Annotated in this window: 21 protein-coding genes and 2 pseudogenes; 14 read left to right on the forward strand and 9 right to left on the reverse strand. The window is 48.8% G+C overall.

The window, feature by feature from the left end; all coding sequences use genetic code 11:
• Positions 1 to 50 precede the first annotated feature (50 nt).
• From GBC03_10370 to GBC03_10390, 5 genes and pseudogenes are all read right to left on the reverse strand, one after another.
• Positions 51 to 281, reverse strand: a complete 231-nt coding sequence (locus tag GBC03_10370; protein QFS70587.1) for a hypothetical protein — start codon at positions 279 to 281, stop codon at positions 51 to 53.
• Positions 282 to 713: 432 nt separating this feature from the next.
• Positions 714 to 869, reverse strand: a pseudogene (locus GBC03_10375) (DUF4102 domain-containing protein).
• A 350-nt stretch (positions 870 to 1,219) separates the two neighbouring features.
• Positions 1,220 to 2,203: a hypothetical protein gene (locus tag GBC03_10380; GenBank protein ID QFS70588.1), complete on the reverse strand. Its 984-nt coding sequence runs from the start codon at positions 2,201 to 2,203 to the stop codon at positions 1,220 to 1,222.
• The gene (locus GBC03_10385; protein QFS70589.1) at positions 2,200 to 3,228 is read right to left on the reverse strand and encodes a tyrosine-type recombinase/integrase; all 1,029 of its coding nucleotides are present in this window, start codon (positions 3,226 to 3,228) and stop codon (positions 2,200 to 2,202) included. Before GBC03_10385 ends, GBC03_10380 begins: the two co-directional genes overlap by 4 nt.
• 1 nt (position 3,229) lies before the next feature.
• Entirely contained in the window at positions 3,230 to 3,862 is a 633-nt protein-coding gene (locus tag GBC03_10390; GenBank protein QFS70590.1) for a phage repressor protein, read from the reverse strand.
• 119 nt (positions 3,863 to 3,981) lie between these two features.
• Between GBC03_10390 and GBC03_10395 the strand changes: the two genes are divergently transcribed.
• The 4 genes and pseudogenes from GBC03_10395 (at position 3,982) to GBC03_10410 (ending at position 5,123) form a co-directional block, all read left to right on the forward strand.
• Positions 3,982 to 4,224, forward strand: a complete 243-nt coding sequence (locus GBC03_10395; GenBank protein QFS70591.1) for a Rha family transcriptional regulator — start codon at positions 3,982 to 3,984, stop codon at positions 4,222 to 4,224.
• A gap of 32 nt (positions 4,225 to 4,256) precedes the next feature.
• Positions 4,257 to 4,766, forward strand: coding sequence for a hypothetical protein (locus tag GBC03_10400; GenBank protein QFS70592.1), 510 nt, complete (start codon positions 4,257 to 4,259; stop codon positions 4,764 to 4,766).
• A 7-nt stretch (positions 4,767 to 4,773) separates the two neighbouring features.
• Positions 4,774 to 4,974 carry a DUF2724 domain-containing protein gene (locus tag GBC03_10405; protein QFS70593.1) on the forward strand — a complete coding sequence of 67 codons (201 nt, stop codon included), beginning with the start codon at positions 4,774 to 4,776 and terminating at the stop codon, positions 4,972 to 4,974.
• Positions 4,938 to 5,123 (forward strand): annotated as a pseudogene (locus tag GBC03_10410) (hypothetical protein). The gene GBC03_10405 and the pseudogene GBC03_10410 overlap by 37 nt, the downstream one beginning before the upstream one ends.
• Positions 5,124 to 5,143: 20 nt before the next feature.
• Here GBC03_10410 and GBC03_10415 read toward each other — a convergent pair.
• Positions 5,144 to 6,175 carry an IS630-like element ISEc33 family transposase gene (locus GBC03_10415; GenBank protein ID QFS70594.1) on the reverse strand — a complete coding sequence of 344 codons (1,032 nt, stop codon included), beginning with the start codon at positions 6,173 to 6,175 and terminating at the stop codon, positions 5,144 to 5,146.
• A gap of 326 nt (positions 6,176 to 6,501) precedes the next feature.
• Here GBC03_10415 and GBC03_10420 point away from each other — a divergent pair, with 326 nt between their 5' ends.
• The 4 genes from GBC03_10420 to GBC03_10435 are packed head-to-tail and all read left to right on the forward strand — an operon-like array spanning position 6,502 to position 10,215.
• Positions 6,502 to 6,735, forward strand: coding sequence for a DUF2732 family protein (locus tag GBC03_10420; protein ID QFS70595.1), 234 nt, complete (start codon positions 6,502 to 6,504; stop codon positions 6,733 to 6,735).
• Positions 6,735 to 6,962: a TraR/DksA family transcriptional regulator gene (locus tag GBC03_10425; GenBank protein ID QFS70596.1), complete on the forward strand. Its 228-nt coding sequence runs from the start codon at positions 6,735 to 6,737 to the stop codon at positions 6,960 to 6,962. The genes GBC03_10420 and GBC03_10425 overlap by 1 nt, the downstream gene beginning before the upstream one ends.
• Complete coding sequence (locus GBC03_10430; protein ID QFS70597.1) at positions 6,959 to 7,813, forward strand: Dam family site-specific DNA-(adenine-N6)-methyltransferase; 855 nt, start codon at positions 6,959 to 6,961, stop codon at positions 7,811 to 7,813. Before GBC03_10425 ends, GBC03_10430 begins: the two co-directional genes overlap by 4 nt.
• Positions 7,807 to 10,215 (forward strand): replication endonuclease, encoded by a 2,409-nt coding sequence (locus GBC03_10435; GenBank protein QFS70598.1) that lies wholly within the window; start codon positions 7,807 to 7,809, stop codon positions 10,213 to 10,215. The genes GBC03_10430 and GBC03_10435 overlap by 7 nt, the downstream gene beginning before the upstream one ends.
• Positions 10,216 to 10,234: 19 nt before the next feature.
• On the opposite strand, the gene GBC03_10440 is transcribed toward GBC03_10435, so the two are convergent.
• Positions 10,235 to 10,462, reverse strand: coding sequence for a hypothetical protein (locus GBC03_10440; GenBank protein ID QFS70599.1), 228 nt, complete (start codon positions 10,460 to 10,462; stop codon positions 10,235 to 10,237).
• Positions 10,463 to 10,599: 137 nt separating this feature from the next.
• On the opposite strand from GBC03_10440, the gene GBC03_10445 reads away from it, so the two are divergent.
• The 3 genes from GBC03_10445 (at position 10,600) to GBC03_10455 (ending at position 13,475) form a co-directional block, all read left to right on the forward strand.
• Positions 10,600 to 10,788 (forward strand): hypothetical protein, encoded by a 189-nt coding sequence (locus GBC03_10445; GenBank protein QFS70600.1) that lies wholly within the window; start codon positions 10,600 to 10,602, stop codon positions 10,786 to 10,788.
• A 100-nt stretch (positions 10,789 to 10,888) separates the two neighbouring features.
• Positions 10,889 to 11,221, forward strand: coding sequence for a hypothetical protein (locus GBC03_10450; GenBank protein ID QFS70601.1), 333 nt, complete (start codon positions 10,889 to 10,891; stop codon positions 11,219 to 11,221).
• Positions 11,142 to 13,475, forward strand: coding sequence for an AAA family ATPase (locus tag GBC03_10455; GenBank protein QFS70602.1), 2,334 nt, complete (start codon positions 11,142 to 11,144; stop codon positions 13,473 to 13,475). The genes GBC03_10450 and GBC03_10455 overlap by 80 nt, the downstream gene beginning before the upstream one ends.
• Positions 13,476 to 13,528: 53 nt before the next feature.
• Here GBC03_10455 and GBC03_10460 read toward each other — a convergent pair whose 3' ends face one another.
• Positions 13,529 to 14,536, reverse strand: coding sequence for a phage portal protein (locus GBC03_10460; GenBank protein QFS73967.1), 1,008 nt, complete (start codon positions 14,534 to 14,536; stop codon positions 13,529 to 13,531).
• A gap of 26 nt (positions 14,537 to 14,562) precedes the next feature.
• The gene (locus GBC03_10465; protein ID QFS70603.1) at positions 14,563 to 16,329 is read right to left on the reverse strand and encodes an oxidoreductase; all 1,767 of its coding nucleotides are present in this window, start codon (positions 16,327 to 16,329) and stop codon (positions 14,563 to 14,565) included.
• A gap of 142 nt (positions 16,330 to 16,471) precedes the next feature.
• Here GBC03_10465 and GBC03_10470 point away from each other — a divergent pair, with 142 nt between their 5' ends.
• Genes GBC03_10470 through GBC03_10480 form a run of 3 tightly spaced genes read left to right on the forward strand, consistent with a single transcriptional unit; the run spans position 16,472 to position 19,040 of the window.
• A complete protein-coding gene (locus GBC03_10470) occupies positions 16,472 to 17,305 on the forward strand; it encodes a capsid protein (GenBank protein QFS70604.1) in 834 nt (277 codons plus the stop codon).
• A 16-nt stretch (positions 17,306 to 17,321) separates the two neighbouring features.
• Positions 17,322 to 18,386, forward strand: coding sequence for a phage major capsid protein, P2 family (locus tag GBC03_10475; GenBank protein ID QFS70605.1), 1,065 nt, complete (start codon positions 17,322 to 17,324; stop codon positions 18,384 to 18,386).
• Positions 18,387 to 18,389: 3 nt separating this feature from the next.
• Complete coding sequence (locus GBC03_10480; protein QFS70606.1) at positions 18,390 to 19,040, forward strand: hypothetical protein; 651 nt, start codon at positions 18,390 to 18,392, stop codon at positions 19,038 to 19,040.
• The last annotated feature ends 29 nt before the right edge of the window (positions 19,041 to 19,069 follow it).

The raw sequence follows: 19,069 nt of genomic DNA on the forward strand, positions 1-19,069 counted from the left end.
AAATGTGCATCAAGGGAAGTATAATAACTTCCCTTAAAATGGTTATAATATCAACATGGTATTAAAACATAGCCATTGGTTAAAGTACTGATCATATCATTAACACGCTTTGGTGTTTGTCTGTCCCAGTTAGAGTCACGTACCTGAACGATTGCTTCTTTCCAGTTATTCTTTTTCAATGCCGCAATCACTTTCTTGAACTGCTTTGCTTTGGTGATACCTAATTGAAATATCATGAGGATCATAAAATCAGTCCAGTCAGTGGGAAGGGCAATATTCATCTTATAGAAATCTAGCAAGGGAATTCAGAAAGAGCGGGTACAAGGATGAATGTAGTTATTTCATGGGGTATTCATTCATCAATAAGCCAACATTTGAATATAAAGAAATCGTTCAATGGGAACTGGATGGTGATGTACTGGATTTGGTACATCTACATGCTGAATACAAGTTCATTAAAGGCAAATCAGTATGGTTATGTCATGGAAGTATATTAAACAACGAAGTAAGGAAACGATATGAATAGATATGATTATCCTGGATTACTACTGAAATTTATCAGTACTATATTCAGGAGAAACAACAAATGATTAAGCTAATGATCACGATTGTGAATGCACTATTGGGTATTGCACCAAAGTGAGAAGCTGCCACATTAAACAGGCACCTGGTTGACAGATTAATGCTGGTAGTTCGCATCGTCTGCATCAGTTGCGGTAACGGAACTGCCAGAGCTTACTGCCGCTGGACTTGATTAACAGAGTAAGCCCGTCACCATCATATAGCTGGTAATCGGCATCTTTAGGTTTGGCGGCTTTGATTTCTGTATCGGTTAACGGCTTGGTTTTCTTGCCATGGGGAGTCTCCATGCGTTTAGGCCCAACGAAAACAATAGTTCTTTTCGTTGGGCCTATCAATGGGCCTAAAAGGTTCGGATTTAATTAGTTCTCTTCGGACTTCGCGGGACAAATTCAAGGCACAAAAAAGCCCGCAGGGCTTGCGCCGTGCGGGCTTTTAGGACTTCATCGGATGACTCTGGTAATCACCGATGGAGAATTTTGGTGGGCTGGCGGGAGTTGAACCCGCGTCCGAAATTCCTACATACCATTTTTGCAATAGTAAAAACAGTTATTTGCGTTTTAAAACAGTGTGTTAGTATTTTCTGGTGTTTGGCGGTTTTATGCGTTTTCAATGCTCTGCCGCCAAACTGCCGCCATTGTCAACCGTAGGAATGTGGAAGCACAAGAGGGAATATTTTTGCACTGCCATAGCCGTAATCAGGTATGACATCCCATAATCCTTTAGGTGTTTGGAAGAACTCTGGATTTAGCCCGATGAGTGTATATACGTGAACTAGTAGATCTCTCAATCCGGTAACCATCTGTTTTATTTGCTTTTCGTCAGAAAAAGATATGCTCGTCCCTTCATTCATAATTGGATTGAAAATGATGAATTCATGTTTTTCATACCTATAGTCTATACCTAACTCTCGACATAGTTGGATGATATTTATTTCCAGTTTTTTTAGATATATTATTTGATTGTCATGTGAAACTTCCTTTTCATAACAATTTTTTATCGAGAGGCTTATTTCTTTATAGTAATTTTGAACGCGACCTATAAAATTCTGGCTTATCGTTTTATTATAACCATCTTCAACAGAAGATTTAGTGAAGATATTCATGTACAGAATATATGGATGTGAGATCGATAATTCTACATATTTTTTTGAGACGTCTGTTTCAGTGAAATCTCGACTTACTATAAATGACGGAACGGTTTTAAAAATATCAGCATAGCTTTTCTGATGCGCATAAAATGAATCAGATTTGTTTTTTTCTTTAACAAGTTCAATCTGATTCTCCGTTCTTTCGAGTTGCTTTTCAGTCTGAATAGTTCGATGCACATTGTTGACGATTGCACCAAGTGGAACAGCGCTCGCCAGCAGCATTAAAGGGAATTTACTAATTTCATAAAATCGAGCATATCCATGAGCGCTTAGTACCGGTGTTTTCCCCCACCATGCGAAAATTCCAAAGTAAAAGAAAGAAATAACAGGGAAGATTATAGTCACCCAAAATAATTTTTGTTTGAGGAGACTGTTTTCATTCAATTTGTACCATTTACGAGTGTAAATAGCATGTAATACTAATAAAAATATTACTACGTAAAAACTGATTCCAAGTCCTGAGATGAAAGTCATGATTGTTTCCATGCAAGAGAATATAGAGGGTTTTTGGTTACAGCATCTTCCAAATGATCAGGGGCAAAGTGGGCATAAATCATCGTCATTTTTATATCGGCATGTCCCAAAATATCTCGTAGCACTAAGATGTTTCCGCCGTTCATCATAAAATGGCTGGCGAATGTATGACGCAGTACGTGGGTGCACTGGCCTTCAGGCAGGTCGATACCAGCGCGTTTCACTGCTCGTTCAAAAGCTTTTCTGCATGGCGTGAATAATTTCCCTCTGTTTTTGGGAAGTTCGTCATACAGATCCTGAGATATGGGTACGGTCCGGTTTTTCTTGCCTTTGGTTTTGGTGTAAGTGATTCGGTATTTTGATAACTGATGGCCCTGCAGGTTTTCGGCTTCACTCCAGCGCGCGCCAGTGGCAAGGCATATTTTTGCTATCATCAGCAGGCTGGGGCTTTGAGAATCAGCGCAAGCATCTAGCAGGCGCTTAATTTCTTCAGGTGCCAGGAACGCCAGTTCACCTTCTGCGATTTTAAATGTTGGCAAACCGGCGAGTGGGTTGGGAGCTGACCAGTGGCCCAATTTTTTCAGTGTGCCAAAAACTGATGATAGGTTACGTTGTTCAAGGTTTACCGTGCGAGGCTTAACTGGCGACATAAGCGCACCATCTTCATTTCGCACTTCACCTTTTAGCCGTGCTTCGCGGTATTTCGTAAAGTCTCCAGCTGTCAGCTCTGAGGCGATGGGATCACCTAGGCCGTTACAAATAATGTTGAGTTTCGCCATCAAGCGCTTGGGGTCTGCAAGAGTCTGCCCATAGAGTGAGTGCCATTGCTCAATTACTTCTGACAAGCGCCGCCGATCTTCCTTCTCACCAAGCCATGGCTTTTTGTTCACTTCATCCATGGTGAAGTTTTCGAATGCTATGGCCTCGCCCTTCGTCGCAAATTGCTTGCGAACACGCTTACCGTCGCGCCCCTTTGGGTAGCATTCACACAACCATTTTCCGTTTGGCTGCTTTCTGATGGTCATATCAAAGGCTCTTAATTATTTTTAAAGCGCGGCCTACTACCTCGATATCATCAAGGCTGCACTCAAAGGATGATTCGTCTTGATGGACCACCAATCTGTTCCCTGGTAGCCGTGTTAACTTCACGATGATTTTTATTCCGTCGATATCTACCAACCACATACCGTTAACTGGAGGCGTTTGGCTGCGGTCCACTAAATAAGAATCGCCAGAAGTATTCACCAGTAATAGGTTTCTTGAGTCTGAGGGGAGCAGACTGCTATCAATGATTGCTTTTCCAGCATCGACTAATAAGCCACCGTTGAGAGTTGCCTTGTCAATTTCGGGGGAAACAAGCTCAGAAAGGGGTTTAACTTTGCCTGAGTTCACGAAATTAATATCTTTTTTGTGTTCAATATTTGAACCTGTATCGCCCTGTCCAGTAGTGAGCCACAATAAAGAAACCCCTGTCTCCAAAGCACACTGAATCACCCATTCTGCTGGAAAACTATCTCTTAAGTATCTGTTTGCCATGGTGCTTTTTGATGCGCCCAGGTGATCACACAGTTGCTGTCTGGACTTGAAATCATAGGCGGCCATTAGCCTATGGATAGCCTCTCTTCCCCCGGTATTCTCGCCAGCTTTCACTTGTATCATTTTTTAATCCTATTGATGTATCAAATATTGGATCGTAGTATCTCGATGTATCAATTATTGAATCAAATAAAACAAGATAAGACGACGTAAACCAAACCTTAACCGAGAGATATTGCACTATGAGCACTGATATTTCAATTCGTGTACCAAAAGAGATGGCTACGCCTGCAGAGTTCGCTGAATGGGAAGGTATCTCCCGTGGCTCTGTTTACCAGAAAATTCACCATGGTCATCTTGCTAAGTACATGGTCAAAAAAGAAAAAAACAAAGGTCGCGTAAGCCTGCGTTACCTGATGTACAAAACCGACCAGGTTCGTGAATCCCTCGGTCATTCCAACTTTCGCGTCATTGTTGGTCAGTAAGTTCAATTATGAGAACTTTTTGAGAGGGGCGCATGTTTGATTATAAGATTTCCAAACATCCACACTTTGACGAAGCCTGCCGGGCTTTCGCGCTGCGTCACAACATGGCGAAGCTGGCAGAACGCGCAGGAATGAATGTCCAGACGCTGCGCAATAAGCTGAACCCGGATCAACCGCATCAACTTACGCCGCCGGAGATCTGGCTGCTGACTGATATCACAGAAGACTCAACGCTGGTTGACGGTTTTCTGGCTCAAATCCATTGCCTGCCGTGTGTGCCATTGAATGAAGTGGCAAAAGAGAACCTGCCGCATTACGTCATGAGTGCAACTGCGGAAATTGGGCGAGTAGCTGCAGGCGCAGTATCCGGTGATGTAAAAACCAGTGCGGGCCGCCGCGATGTTATCAACAGCATCAACTCTGTCACGCGCCTGATGGCACTGACCGCAGTTTCATTACATGCGCGTTTGCAGGCGAATCCGGCGATGGCAAGCGCAGTAGATACCGTGACGGGCCTCGGCGCTTCGTTCGGTCTGATCTGAGGTGGTTATGCTGACTAAAGAACCATCTTTTGCATCACTGCTTGTTAAGCAAAGTCCTGCAATGCACTGCGGTCATGGCTGGATTATGGGGAAGGATGGCAAGCGCTGGCATCCGTGCCGCTCTCAGGATGCGTTGCTGGCTGAGCTGTCCACTAAAAAGCAGGGGAAACCATGGCTATTGAAGGCGATGCTGCGACTGTTCCGCTAAGCGCTGGCCTCCGCCTTAATGGGTTAAACCACATCGCGGAATTAAGGGCGAAAGTGTTTGGCTTAAATATTGATTCAGAACTGGAGCGCTTTATTAGCGATATGCGGGACCAACGGGATATTAACCATGAGCAGAATAAACGCGCACTAAATAGCTGTGCCTAATACCGCTACACTTTTGCCTGACCATGTTTTCCTCCGGGGAATGGGCTGGCGGTTTCCATAAAATGGCGGACCTTTTTCAGTAACTGCCACATTGAGCGGCACTGATGATTACGGGTTATCGTGTCATGAAGTGCCTGCCATAGCCGTTCCACATGATTCACCCACGGCGAGTAAACCGGCTGGTAAATTACCCTGAACTTGGGATTTGCTTTCAACCAGCGCTGTGTTTCGCGGCTTTTATGGATAATGTAGTTATCAACGATCAGCGTGATTGTTTTCGCCCGCCGGTAAGTGGCTTTCAGGTGCTTCAGCAGAGCGATAAACAGCGCTGAACTTTTGCTGTTGCCGCCCACGTAGCTGACTTTACCCGTGCCACTGTGCAGTGCGCCGGCCAGATAGTATTTTTCGTTCTGCCCCGGCGTCACTACCCGTTTCTGCTGTCCGCGCAACTGCCAGTCCGCACCGATTTTAGGATTAAGGTGGATATCCACTTCATCTTCATAAAATACCGGATGCTCTGCGCTGCATTCATCCAGCGCTTTGTGGATTACCGCCATCTTTTCATCTTTATGTGGGTCACGGATACGCAGAGTTGGCGCGGCCCTGCGCCATACAAGCCCCGCAGATGGCAACCAGCGGCGAACGGTTCCTGCATGTAACTGGCAACCGGTTATCTCATTGATTTTTATTGCCAGTAATTCGGTGCTCCAGCGTGAACGTTGATAACCAAAATCGCCGGGAGAATGCTTTATCAGCTCACGTAACAGGGTGCAGATATGTTCAAAAGGCCAGCGTCGGGAGCGCCCTGCGGGTAAGGATTTCAGGCCTTCAATACCTGAGTGCGTAAACCAGTTAATCCAGCGACCAACGGATGAACGGGCACAACAGAGAGTTCTGGCAACATCGCTGACCCGTTCACCCCGATGAAGCATCAGCATGGCCGTGAGTCTGCGGGCATGATTTTTATCGCGCGTTTTATGAATAGCTTTCTGCATCAGGCGTCGTTCGCCACGGGGTATTGGTGCTATGATCGGCATCGCTCAGTCCGGTTGGTGGTTTTGGTTGGTTTGGCGATTGATCAGATCGCACAATCCGGGCTGAGTTCCCTTTCAGTGATCTACTATTCCGCGCAGCTATTTAGCCGCAATATTCTTTATGGCAAAGATTCCGGCGGAACGTCATAGCGTCAATGTTAGTGAGCTGACGACTGACGAAAAGCGGGAGCTGATTAAAGCAATGAACCATTTCCGTACAGTGGTGAGTTTATTTCCAAATCGGCTAGCCATGCCGAATTAACCCACAACCGAAATTAAAGGCGTAAACCCGCCGGGCTTCTTATTGCCCAAATTCAGGAGAAACAACAATGCGAAATATTGAAACCCGAATCACCAAAACAGGACCAGATGATGCTGGCCTTAACCAGATGCTGACTGATGCACGCATGGAAGAACGCCGGGCACGTGCCGCGGCAATGGCAGCCCGTCTTGATAGCCTGGCTTGCCATATCACGTCACGCCAGCTTAATCACGTTGAAGCGGCGGAGCTGCTGCGTATTGCGGCTGAAAACATTCAGAACGAAGCGCAGGAGATCCACTGATGGCTGATTCAATGGACCTTGTACAGCAGCGCGTTGAAGAAGAACTTCAGCGCCACATCCACACCGCCCGCAACAGAACGCCGGGCGTTTCCCGTGTGCTTTGCATTGATTGCGATGCACCGATCCCGCCAGCTCGCCGCCGCGCTATTCCGGGCGTGCAGTGTTGCGTCACCTGTCAGGAAATCGCAGAGCTGAAAGGCAAACATTACGTAGGGGGTGCTGTATGAGCACTATCCTGAAATGGGCGGGTAATAAAACCGCCATAATGCCAGAACTGAAAAAACACCTTCCAGCAGGCCCGCGACTGGTTGAGCCTTTCGCGGGTTCGTGCGCTGTGATGATGGAGACAGACTATCCTCATTATCTTGTCGCGGATATTAATCCAGACCTGATTAATCTCTATCAGGTGATTAAGAATGATGTTGAATACTTCATCAAAGAGGGCAGATATCTTTTTGAAGCCCGTAATGACCCAGAGGCATATTATAAGACGAGACAGGAGTTTAACTTGCGCCATGGTGGTGCAATTGAACGCGCATTGTATTTCTTATATTTAAATCGCCATGGTTATCGCGGACTGTGTCGCTATAACTTGGACGGTTATTTTAATGTTCCTTACGGTAATTATAAAAAGCCCTACTTCCCTGAAAACGAAATACGCGCATTTGCAGAAAAAGCAAAATGCGCAACGTTTATCTGCGCCAGCTATGACGAGACACTGGCACTGCTGCAAACGGGTGATGTTGTCTATTGCGATCCACCATATGACGGCACGTTTAACGGATATCACACTGCCGGTTTTACAGAGGACGACCAGTATCATCTGGCGTCTATTCTTGAGCGCCGGTCATCAGAAGGTCATCCGGTTATCGTGTCCAACAGCGACACGTCCCTGACCCGTTCGATTTATCGTAACTTTACCCGCCATCGTATCACTGCAAAGCGCAGCATGGGCGTGACTGCCGGTGATAGTAAAACTGCAGTAGAAATCATCGCCACAAAATCAGCATGCTGGTTTGGTGTTGATTTGGCGTCTGGTCCTGATATCTCGGTGGAAGCTGAGGTGCGGGCGTGGTAGTGAGTAAATTCACATTACATCATGCACAAACCACTGGCGGCTCGAATGAGGCCGCCGTGGCCTTTCCATGGAATGCCCGAAAAAAAGCGGTTAACCCGTATCTGGACCCGGCGGAAGTTGCGCCGGAGTCTGCGCTTTCAAACCTCATCACTCTGTACGCTGCGGATAACGAGCAGGAGCATCTGCGCCGTGAGGCGCTGAGTGATAAGGTCTGGGAACGTTATTTCTTCAATGAATCCCGCGATCCTGTCCAGTGTGAAATGGAGCAGGATCGGCTGATTAGCCATGCCAAAATGGCCCGCGAACAGCAGCGTGTTAATCCCGATTTGGTGATTATTGCCGATGTAAGCGCCATGCCTGCCCATATCAACAAGCCTCTACTGGAGCGGATTAAATACTTCCATAGCCTGGGCAGGGCAAAGGCTTATTCCCGGTACCTGCGCGAAACAATCAGACCGTGTCTTGAGCGGCTGGAGCGCGTGCGGGGCAGCCAAATGTCCACCTCGTTTCGGTTTATGGCGAGCCAGGACGGGCTGGAGGGGCTGCTGGTACTGCCTGAAATGAATCAGGATCAGGTCAAGCGCCTTTCCACGCTGGTTGCGGCACATATGAGCATGTGTCTTGATGCGGCCTGCGGTGATCTGTTTGTCAGTGACGATGTTAAACCAGAAGAAATCCGCCAGGCATGGGAAAGGGTTGCTGCAGAAGCCATGCGCCTTGAGGTCATCCCGCCTGCCTTTGAGCAGTTACGCCGCAAAAAGCGCCGCCGCAAGCCGGTGCCTTATGAACTGATCCCACCGTCGCTGGCGCGCATGCTGTGTGCGGACTGGTGGTACCGCAAATTGTGGCAGATGCGCTGCGAGTGGCGGGAGGAACAGCTGCGCGCCGTCTGCCTGGTCAACAAGAAAGCGTCCCCGTATGTCAGCTATGAAGCCGTGATCCACAAACGCGAGCAGCGCCGCAAATCGCTGGAGTTCTTCCGCTCGCATGAGCTGGTCAACGAAGATGGCGACACGCTGGACATGGAAGACGTGGTGAACGCCAGCAACAGCAACCCGGCACACCGCCGTAATGAAATGATGGCCTGTGTTAAGGGGCTGGAGCTGATAGCGGAAATGCGCGGAGACTGCGCAGTGTTCTATACCATCACCTGCCCGTCACGCTTCCACGCAACCCTCAACAACGGCAGACCTAATCCGAAGTGGACCAGTGCCACGGTCCGGCAGAGCAGTGACTATCTGGTTGATACGTTCGCTGCTTTCCGCAAGGCAATGCACAAGGCCGGGCTGCGCTGGTATGGCGTCCGCGTTGCAGAGCCGCACCATGACGGCACTGTACACTGGCATCTTCTGTGCTTCATGCGCAAAAAAGACCGCCGTTCCATCACCGCGCTGCTGCGTAAGTTTGCCATCCGTGAAGACCGCGAGGAACTGGGCGCCAATACCGGGCCGCGCTTTAAGTCCGAGCTAATCAACCCGCGCAAGGGTACGCCGACAAGCTACATCGCCAAGTACATCAGCAAGAATATCGACGGGCGCGGGCTGGCTAAAGAAATCAGCAAAGAAACCGGCAGATCACTGCGTGACAGCGCCGAGCATGTCAGCGCCTGGGCGTCACTGCATCGTGTCCAGCAGTTCCGTTTCTTTGGTATTCCGGGGCGTCAGGCATACCGCGAACTGCGCCTGCTGGCTGGTCAGGCGGCGAGAGTGCAGGGTGGACGCAAAGCGGGCGCGCCGGTACTGGATAACCCGCGTCTGGATGCGGTACTGGCGGCGGCTGATGCGGGCTGCTTTGCCACCTACATCATGAAGCAGGGCGGTGTGCTGGTTCCCCGCAAACATCACCTTGTCCGCACGGCATATGAGCATAACGACGAGCCGAGCGCCTACGGCGATCACGGTATCCGTATCTATGGCATTTGGTCCCCGATTGCAGAAGGCAAGATTTGCACGCACGCGGTGAAGTGGAAAAAGGTTCGTAAGGCCGTTGACGTTCAGGAGGCGGCAGCCGACCAGGGCGCTTGCGCCCCTTGGACTCGTGGCAATAACTGTCCCCCTGTTGAAAATCTGAACAAATCAGGAGGGGATTTACCTGATATTAAAACCATGGATGAGAGGGAACTGGGGGATTATCTCCACAACATGAGCCAGAAGGAACGGCGGGAGCTTACAGCCAGGTTAAGACTGGTGAAACCGAAGCGGAAAAAAGCATACAAGCAGGAGATTTCGGAACAGCAGCGCCTGCAGCTTGAGGCAGAACTTATTGCCAGAGGGTTTGATGCAAGTAACGCAGAAGTGGATTTGCTTTTGCGTGGTGGCAGCATTCCATCTGGGGCTGGGTTGCGGCTTTTTTACCGGGGTCAGCGTTTGCAGGAAGATGATAAATGGCGCCATTGGTTCTAAGGCGCCTTAAATCGAAGAGTTACAAGCCAGCCAGACTCTTACCGCGAATGCGGGCAACTTCATACTTCAGTTCAGCCGCCTTGGCCTCGCAGAGCCTTAAGGATTTTAGCCATTGTTCTGTTGTAGGCTTACCAAATATGTCTTCCATTACTACAACCAAGTAAAGACAGCGACCAGTGCCTAGTTCACCTGCAACCAGGCAGGCTGCGTTAGTTCCTGCCATAAGTTCAATACATGCTTTACGCATCGATTAATTCCTCATTCCGTTGTCTCCTGTAAAGCATCTCACTTGAGCCATCTGTTTGAAACATAGAAAAAACAATTTACATTTAATGGCTAATTATATACTGTGTTTATATACAGTTGTTTTAAGTGGAGGGGAAAATGCAGGACTATTTTTTGGAGTCGTTGAAGCTCCAGCGCATTGATTTTTTTGTGAAGCTTGTAGCGGCTAGTGAATGCGATGATGAAGAGAAGCGGCTTGCTATCCAGTGGGTTTCGGAGCTTACCGATGAGCTGATGGCGAAAATCCGTGCTCATGAGTACAACCGTTCAATGGATCTCCCCAGTTAGGTTTAGGAACGTTGCTGGCGTTAGGACTTGATTCTGACGCTGGCAAGGTTGAACAACGAGCCATGCGAGGCGTTAGTGCCGTTGTGCATGTCTATGCCGCATGAAAATGCATGATCGTCTGAAGCTCTTTTTTATTGAGGCCTGCCAGAACTGGCGGGCTTTTGCTTATGTCATGCAGGTGCATGAAAACCACTACATAAAGCGGGCAGGCGTGGCGGGGATACGAGCGCGCGCTGGCACTATGGATGATCGCTTCACCTGTATGCATGACCACCTTGAAAATTTGATTGTTCTGGACTTAAGTATGTATTTTATATTCGGAAAAATCCGAACCACTGAAAAGGATTTGTGTGATGATAGAAGAGTTAACGATCAGAAATGCAGGTTCATATACTGGGCCAGAACAAAAGATGTATGGTTTATCTACATTTAATTATCTTTATGGAGCTAATGGTGCAGGTAAAACTACTATTAGTAAAATAATTAATGAACCTGATAAGTATCCCGACTGCTTAATTCAGTGGAAAAACGGCAATAAATTAATTAGTTATGTTTATAATAAGGATTTTGTAGACAATAATTTTAGTCAAGATAAAATAAAAGGGGTTTTTACCCTGGGAAGCGATATTAAAGGTGCTCAAGAGAAACTAACATCATTAAACGAGCAGAAAAATAAGCTTCAAGAAGGAATAACAGCTAAACAAAAATTATTAAATGGCAGCGCTGATGATGTGGGCGTTATTAATGATCTGACTGAGCAAGAAGAAACTTTTAAAGACATTTGTTGGAAACAAAAGCAAAAGCATGATGATGTTTTCTTTAAGGCTTTTGAAGGTTTAAGAAACAGTACTGAAAAATTTAAAATCAGAGTCCTTGCTGAATTCAAGCAGAACACCGCAGCTCCAATACCACTAAGTGAACTTACTGAGAAATGCCGTACAGTATTCTCGGATGAGCTAATTTCATACACCCCGTTATCCATTCCTAGTTTTGATGGATTCGAATCTATTTTAAGTCATGAGGTATGGCAGGAGAAAATACTGGGGAAAAAAGATGTCAACGTTGCAGATTTGATTAGCCTATTAAATAATAGTGACTGGGTAAAAAAAGGTTTAGAGTATTTTCACGAATCAGAGCCTAAGTGTCCATTTTGTCAGCAGGATATAAGTAGTGATATTTTCCATAATCTCTCATCATACTTTGATGAAACTTATAATAAAAAGCAACAACTAATAAATGGATTGCTTTCTGAGTACCATGCTAATATACAACGCTTAAGATGGGAACTTGATAACATTAGGGGGGCAAAGTTACCGTTTATCGATGACGACATATTTGAAGATAAATCTAATATCCTTATTTCTCTATTGCTTAGAAATTTTGATAAGGCAAGAGGTAAAGAAAAGTTACTGAGTGAGGTTGTTGTATTTGAAAACATTGACTCTATAATAGAGGATTTTTCAATATTTATACAAGCAATAAATTCAAAGATTGAGGCTAATAATACACTCTTTAGAAATATCAAAACTGAGCAAAAAAATTTAAAAGAACAAATCTGGGCATACATAACAAGAACTGAATTAAAAACGGATATAGAAAGTTATCTAAAATCACGAAACAAACTTGAAAAGAAAAGAGATGGTTTATATGCAGGAGTGGCAAAGGAAAGCGAAAAACTGATCGAGTTGAAGAAGGAAATTGAAGGGATTGAATCTGGCCAAACGAGTATTCTTCCTACTGTTCATGAAATTAACAAGATTTTGAAGAGCTATGGGTTCATAAATTTCCATTTAAAACCATCGGAAGATAGAGCACATTATGTAATAGTAAGAGACAGCGGAGATAACGCGCGATTGACATTAAGCGAAGGAGAGAAGACATTCATCACTTTCCTTTACTATTATAATCTCGTTAGAGGTAGTAATCAGTCTTCTGGTGTTCTGGCAGATCGGGTGGTTGTTTTTGATGATCCAATATCAAGTTTAGATAGCGATATATTGTTTATCGTTAGTTCACTGATTAAAAATTTAATGGATGATGTTCGTGCAAACAAAGGTAGTATAAAACAAATGATTATACTTACGCATAACATTTATTTCCATAAGGAGTTAACATTTAATCCGAAAAGATCAGGCAATAACGCAATGAATGAAGAAACCTTTTGGATTGTTAGAAAAAAAGAGAAGGATTCATATGTTGAAAAATGCACGACCAATCCAATAAAAACATCATATGATCTCTTATGGAGTGAATTACGCCGTAGTGAAAAAAATAATGGTACAATTCAAAACACTATGCGCAGAATTTTAGAGAACTACTTTAAAATTTTAGGTGGCATTGATGTTAGAGAATTAGAGTGTCACTTTGAAGGTTGTGATAAATTGATTTTTAAATCATTGGTGTCATGGATTAATGATGGCTCACATTTTTCTGGTGATGATGTGTTCATGAATTTAGATGATATTTCTGTAGGGAAGAATCTAATTGTATTTCAGAAAATATTTGAGTGTAGCCAACATGCCGCACATTATAAGATGATGATGGGCGATTCGTACAAGCCATTGGAAACATTGATTCAACCTGTCGATGTTGTTGAGTTGGAGCCTGGTGCTAATGATGATGATATGAAAGTTGATGGTGCTGCTGAGAAACCTCCCTTGTTGTCAAATGATGATGCTCCCTTTTAATCAGTTAAACTGTAAACATGCCTGTAATTGATTTTAATTACAGGCATGGTCTACTAGTTTAAATTGTAATTTTTAAAATTTAAAACATTTATACCTACCCAATCGTTCAATTCTTCCAGCCTTTTTTGCAATGGCAAAAGTTCATTTCGAACGAATACATTTGCCGCCTTCTCCACATCCCCAAACCCCCCAACATTGCTCGGCATGATCCCCATCATTTGCGGTGGAACGCGGTGCGCTGCCATCATGTCATCGCGACTCACGTTTTTGATATTCAGAAACTCATCCTTTGCCGCAACCTCTGACAATGGGATGATCTGGATGCCGTCCTTTTTGCCGTTGGGCGAGTACATAAACAGGTTGCGGAAATTACCTGGCCCTTTGGCGCTTTTCATGGCCTGGCGGATGTTGTTCACGTCCTCCTGGTTCTGCGCGGCGTCAGTCATATACATGATGAAGCCTGCGTGGCTGCCGTTGATGTAGTACTTACGGCGGAACAGCGTGGCGGATTCATTCAGCAGGGCTGAAGGGATGGCGGACAGGTACTCCGGCAGGCCGTAAATCTCCTGGTTTAAATCCGGCTCCATCAGGTGAAAAATGCTGCCTCTGGTGAACTCATACGGCTGGGTGGTCATGCCGTACTGCACAAACCAGTAGGTATCCAGATCCACTCCGCGCCGGGTGTACTTCGCCAGCGATGGCTCCAGCGACAGAATACCGCCGAGGCGGTTCGTCCGTTTTTCCAGATAGGCATTACCAAACACCAGATAGTCCTGTACAAAGCGGCTGAATGCCTGCTGACTCAGCAGCGGGTGCGGGATAAACGTGCTGGTCAGGATGTTGCGCTTAACGGCAATCGGTGAGCTGTGATGCACGGCGGCGCGGTAGGTGCGGGCAAGTCCGTCAAAACTGACCGGCGGCTCATACCAGCGGTCCATCTGTACGCATTCCACATAATCAAGAAGTTCACGCCGGTCCAGAACGGGGATCGGATCACCAAAACTGAATGCTTCTGCTGTCGCCGCTTTATTTGGCAGTTTCTCAGGTTCAATTGTGCTCAGGTTGGCGGCCTCGTTTTGTTCATTCATTAAAAAATCTCCACGATATTACTGGTATTGGCGGATTCGCCCTGCAGCGGTTCGTTGAACAGCGCGTGCATCGTTGCCCAGGCCAAATCTGCGTGGCTGGCTTCTTCGCTGCGGCTGGCTTCGTAAGTAGGGCGGTTTCCGCTGGCGGTTGTGGCGCGGCGGATAGCCATAAAGGACTGCGCAATGTCGGTATGCCCGGCGTCAAACTCCAGACGGCGGTGGCTGATAATGTCGTACGCCTTGAGCACCAGGGCGTTTTTGACGTTGGGGTTGTAGACAAATTCACGCACGGCAGGAAAGAACGCTTTCACGTTCTCATAGACACCGTGACCGACCCCGGTCGAGTCGATGCCGATATAGGTCACGTTGTATTGCTGCGTCAGTTTTTTGATAGCGTCCGCCTGCGCGCGGAAGTCCATCCCGCGCCACTGGTGCCTCTCAAGAATGCGGAACTTCCCGCCCGGTACAGTTGGCGGTGCTATAACCACGCAGCCTGCGCTGTCACCGTTCTGCGTACCTTTCGCCGGGTCGTATCCGATCCAGATTTCTCGCCAGCCAAACGGGCGCAACGCCAGCGCCTGAAAATCTCTCCAGACTTCCCAACTGTCCACCATGCACGCCTGCAACTCGCTGAGCGGGAATACTGACGCCAGATCGTCAATAAATTCGCACATCAGCAGGTTCTGGTATTCGTCCGGGCTGTACTCCGTGCGCAGCTGATCCAGGTCGAACAGGTTACAACCGCCGCGCACTGCATCCTCCACGGTGACGATCTGGCGATACTGTCCGTCCGGGCAGAGCACGCCGCGCGCAAGGTTGGCGTGGGTCAGGTCAATGTCCACCTTGTCCGCTTTGGCGCGTCCCCGGTTGAACAGCGCGCCGGACCAGAACGGATAGGCGCTGTGGGTCAGGCTGGACGGTGTGGAGAAGTAGGTTTGTCGCCATTTCTTGTGAATGGCCATACCGGAGGCAACCTTGCGCAGTTCCTGGAATTTCGGTATCCAGAAATATTCATCCAGATACAGGTTGCCGTGGTAGCTCTGCGCCGTGCGGGCGTTGGTGCCGAGGAAGTACAGGCACGCGCCGTTGCAGAGCGTCATCGGGTCGCCTTTCAGCTCCACATCCACCTCTTTGGCAAAGTCGATGATGTATTGCTTAAAGACGTGCGCCTGCGCCTTACTGGCAGAGAGGAAAATCTGGTTGCGCCCGGTGGTGATGGCATCAATCAGCGCTTCGCGGGCAAAAAAGTATGTTGCCCCAATCTGGCGTGACTTAAGCAGGTTGCGAATGCGGTGTTTTACGCCTGCCTGCCACCAGTGGCGCTGATATTCAAACATGCCGTTGCGGAAGATTTCTTCCAGCTTTTCGGTCTGTTCATCAGTGAAAACATTCTTTTCGGGCTGGCGACGTGGCCCTTTGTTACGGTTGGCAACTTTCGGGTTTAAATCAGCTTCGTTCCCGCCATCGTTAAATTTTTCGATCCGGGCATGGCGCTCTGACTGGCGCGCCAGCAGGTCAATTTCCTTGAAGTCTTTCCCTTCTTTCTGCTCCTTCATGATGAGCTGGCAGTAACGTGCGGCGGTGGTGAGCTGCATCTGATCCAGCGGCCCATAGTCGCCCCATTTGTCGCGCTTCTTCCAACTGTGAACGGTTGCAACTTTCTCGCCCAGCATTTCAGCAATGCGGGCTACGCGGTATCCCTGAAAGTACAGCAGCATGGCCTGCCGACGGGGATCGAGGTCTGCGGGGGTCAGTGTCGTGTTCATGGCCCAAACATACGGCCTTGGATGGCGGCTTTCCCCGGCTGCGGTTTGTGTGGTTTACCGTACAAATACAGCGCGTTGTCTCACTCCCCCCATCACCGCAAACATAAGGCTCCAGTAAGTTATTTCTAACGGAGCACGGCTCATGACAGTGAAAGCAAAGCGTTTCCGTATCGGGGTGGAAGGTGCCACTACTGACGGGCGCGAGATCCAGCGTGAATGGCTGGTACAGATGGCTGCCAGCTACAACCCGATGGTCTATACCGCGCTGATTAACCTTGAGCACATCAAGTCTTATCTGCCGGACAGCACTTTTAACCGCTATGGCAGGGTGACGGGGCTGGTAGCAGAAGAAATCCAGGATGGGCCGCTTGCGGGCAAGATGGCGCTTTATGCTGATGTCGAACCCACGGACGCCCTGGTGGAACTGGTGAAAAAGGGCCAGAAGCTTTTCACCTCCATGGAGGTCAGCACGAAGTTTGCCGACACCGGCAAAGCCTACCTTGTGGGGCTGGGGGCGACGGACGATCCGGCGAGTCTGGGTACTGAAATGCTGGCATTCAGCGCCAGCGCAGCACACAACCCGCTGGCGAACCGTAAGCAGAACCCTGAAAACCTGTTTTCGGAAGCAGTTGAAACGCTGATCGAACTGGAAGAAGCCCAGGACGAAAAGCCGTCCCTCTTTGCCCGCGTCACCGCGCTGTTCACCAAAAAAGAACAGACCGACGATGCGCGCTTCTCTGATGTGCATAAAGCCGTGGAGCTGGTCGCTACTGAGCAGCAGAACCTGAGCGAGCGCACTGACAAATCCCTGTCCGATCAGAACCAGCGCCTTTCTGAACTGGAGTCCTCCCTGCAGGAGCAGCAGACCGCCTTTGCCGAGCTTGAGCAAAAGCTTAGCAGCGAAGACAGCCGCAAGGATTACCGCCAGCGCGCGCCGGGCGGTGACGCACCGGCAGGCACCCTGACCAATTGCTGATGGAGCATATAACCCGATGAAAAAGAAAACCCGCTTTGCCTTTAACGCTTACCTGCAGCAACTGGCGCGCCTGAACGGTGTGGAGATTGAAGAACTCTCCAGCAAGTTCACCGTGGAGCCGTCCGTGCAGCAGACGCTGGAAGACCAGATCCAGCAGTCCGCCGCTTTTCTGACGCTGATTAACATCACGCCGGTCACTGAGCAGTCCGGGCAGCTGCTGGGGCTTGGCGTTGGCAGCACCATTGCCGGAACCACTGATACCACCACCAAAGAGCGCGAGCCAACCGATCCGACGCTGATGGAAGATGTGGAATACAAATGCGAGCAGACCAACTTTGATACGGTGCTGACCTACGCAAAACTGGACCTGTGGGCGAAATTCCAGGACTTCCAGGTGCGTATCCGCAACGCCATCGTCAAGCGTCAGGCGCTGGACCGCATCATGATCGGCTTTAATGGCGTGAAGCGTGCCAAAACCTCTAATCGTGCTGAAAACCCGCTGCTGCAGGACGTCAATAAAGGCTGGCTGCAGAAAATCCGCGAAGACGCGCCGGATCATGTCATGGGCAGTAAAACCGCAGAAGACGGCACCACTACTGCAGAACCGGTAAAAGTAGGTCCGGGGGGTAAGTATCTAAATCTTGACGCGGTGGTGATGGATACCGTCAACGAGCTGATCGATGTGGAGTATCAGGATGATGACGAGCTGGTTGTCGTCTGCGGACGTGAACTGCTGTCTGACAAGTATTTCCCGCTGGTCAACAAAGAGCAGGACAACAGCGAGAAAATCGCCGCCGATCTGATCATCAGCCAGAAACGCATGGGCGGCCTGCAGGCTGTGCGCGCGCCTTTCTTCCCGGCAAATGCCCTGCTGATCACCCGTCTGGATAACCTGTCCATCTACTGGCAGGAAGACACCCGCCGCCGTTCTGTTATCGACAACCCGAAACGTGACCGGATTGAAAACTTTGAATCCGTCAACGAGGCGTATGTGGTCGAGGACTACCGCTGCGCGGCGCTGGTTGAAAACATCGAAATCGGTGATTTCAGCGCGCCTGCCGCACCGGAAGGTGGGGAATAACGCATGAGCCTGAGTCCCGCACGGCAGCACCGCCTGCGCATTCAGGCCGAACAGGCCGCCCGTGAGGGCGGCAGTGTTCGCCATGCGTCGGGGTATGACCTGATGCTGCTGCAACTGGCAGAAGACCGCCGCCGCCTCAAGGGGGTCCAGTCCACGGTGAAAAAGGCGGAAATCAAGGTGGAGCTGCTGCCGAAATATTCCGCCTGGGCGGGGGGCGTGCTGGCTGCCGGAGGTGCGCAGCAGGATGACGTGCTGATGTACGTGATGCTGTGGCGTATCGATGCCGGTGATTATGCCGGTGCGCTGGAAATCGGGCGTCATGCGCTGCGCCATGGCTGGGTGATGCCGCTGGGCAATCGTAACGTGCAGACCGTGCTGGCAGAAGAAATGGCAGACGCGGCGCAAAGCGCTCTGCTGGCTGCTTCCGTTTTTGATGCCGATCTGCTTTTGCAGACGCTGGACCTGACAGCCGATCTGGATATGCCGGACCAGTCGCGGGCGCGCCTGCATAAAGCCATCGGCGCTGTACTGAGCGAAAGCAACCCGGCATCTGCCCTGAATCACCTTACCCATGCGCTGCAGCTCGATCCCCGCTGCGGTGTGAAAAAAGAAAAGCAGCAGCTGGAGCGCAGACTGCGCAATGACAGCCGCTAACGAACGTGCCCCGCGCACGGGCGGCACGG

Origin of the sequence: Citrobacter telavivensis, assembly GCA_009363175.1 — a bacterium.
Taxonomy (GTDB): Bacteria; Pseudomonadota; Gammaproteobacteria; order Enterobacterales; family Enterobacteriaceae; genus Citrobacter_A; species Citrobacter_A telavivensis.

Excerpts from the sequence above, each read along its gene's own strand:
- GBC03_10370 (QFS70587.1), bottom strand. The coding sequence starts at position 281 with ATGAATATTGCCCTTCCCACTGACTGGACTGATTTTATGATCCTCATG.
- GBC03_10380 (QFS70588.1), bottom strand. The coding sequence starts at position 2,203 with ATGACTTTCATCTCAGGACTTGGAATCAGTTTTTACGTAGTAATATTT.
- GBC03_10385 (QFS70589.1), bottom strand. The coding sequence starts at position 3,228 with ATGACCATCAGAAAGCAGCCAAACGGAAAATGGTTGTGTGAATGCTAC.
- GBC03_10390 (QFS70590.1), bottom strand. The coding sequence starts at position 3,862 with ATGATACAAGTGAAAGCTGGCGAGAATACCGGGGGAAGAGAGGCTATC.
- GBC03_10395 (QFS70591.1), top strand. The coding sequence starts at position 3,982 with ATGAGCACTGATATTTCAATTCGTGTACCAAAAGAGATGGCTACGCCT.
- GBC03_10400 (QFS70592.1), top strand. The coding sequence starts at position 4,257 with ATGTTTGATTATAAGATTTCCAAACATCCACACTTTGACGAAGCCTGC.
- GBC03_10405 (QFS70593.1), top strand. The coding sequence starts at position 4,774 with ATGCTGACTAAAGAACCATCTTTTGCATCACTGCTTGTTAAGCAAAGT.
- GBC03_10415 (QFS70594.1), bottom strand. The coding sequence starts at position 6,175 with ATGCCGATCATAGCACCAATACCCCGTGGCGAACGACGCCTGATGCAG.
- GBC03_10420 (QFS70595.1), top strand. The coding sequence starts at position 6,502 with ATGCGAAATATTGAAACCCGAATCACCAAAACAGGACCAGATGATGCT.
- GBC03_10425 (QFS70596.1), top strand. The coding sequence starts at position 6,735 with ATGGCTGATTCAATGGACCTTGTACAGCAGCGCGTTGAAGAAGAACTT.
- GBC03_10430 (QFS70597.1), top strand. The coding sequence starts at position 6,959 with ATGAGCACTATCCTGAAATGGGCGGGTAATAAAACCGCCATAATGCCA.
- GBC03_10440 (QFS70599.1), bottom strand. The coding sequence starts at position 10,462 with ATGCGTAAAGCATGTATTGAACTTATGGCAGGAACTAACGCAGCCTGC.
- GBC03_10445 (QFS70600.1), top strand. The coding sequence starts at position 10,600 with ATGCAGGACTATTTTTTGGAGTCGTTGAAGCTCCAGCGCATTGATTTT.
- GBC03_10450 (QFS70601.1), top strand. The coding sequence starts at position 10,889 with ATGAAAATGCATGATCGTCTGAAGCTCTTTTTTATTGAGGCCTGCCAG.
- GBC03_10455 (QFS70602.1), top strand. The coding sequence starts at position 11,142 with ATGATAGAAGAGTTAACGATCAGAAATGCAGGTTCATATACTGGGCCA.
- GBC03_10465 (QFS70603.1), bottom strand. The coding sequence starts at position 16,329 with ATGAACACGACACTGACCCCCGCAGACCTCGATCCCCGTCGGCAGGCC.
- GBC03_10470 (QFS70604.1), top strand. The coding sequence starts at position 16,472 with ATGACAGTGAAAGCAAAGCGTTTCCGTATCGGGGTGGAAGGTGCCACT.
- GBC03_10475 (QFS70605.1), top strand. The coding sequence starts at position 17,322 with ATGAAAAAGAAAACCCGCTTTGCCTTTAACGCTTACCTGCAGCAACTG.
- GBC03_10480 (QFS70606.1), top strand. The coding sequence starts at position 18,390 with ATGAGCCTGAGTCCCGCACGGCAGCACCGCCTGCGCATTCAGGCCGAA.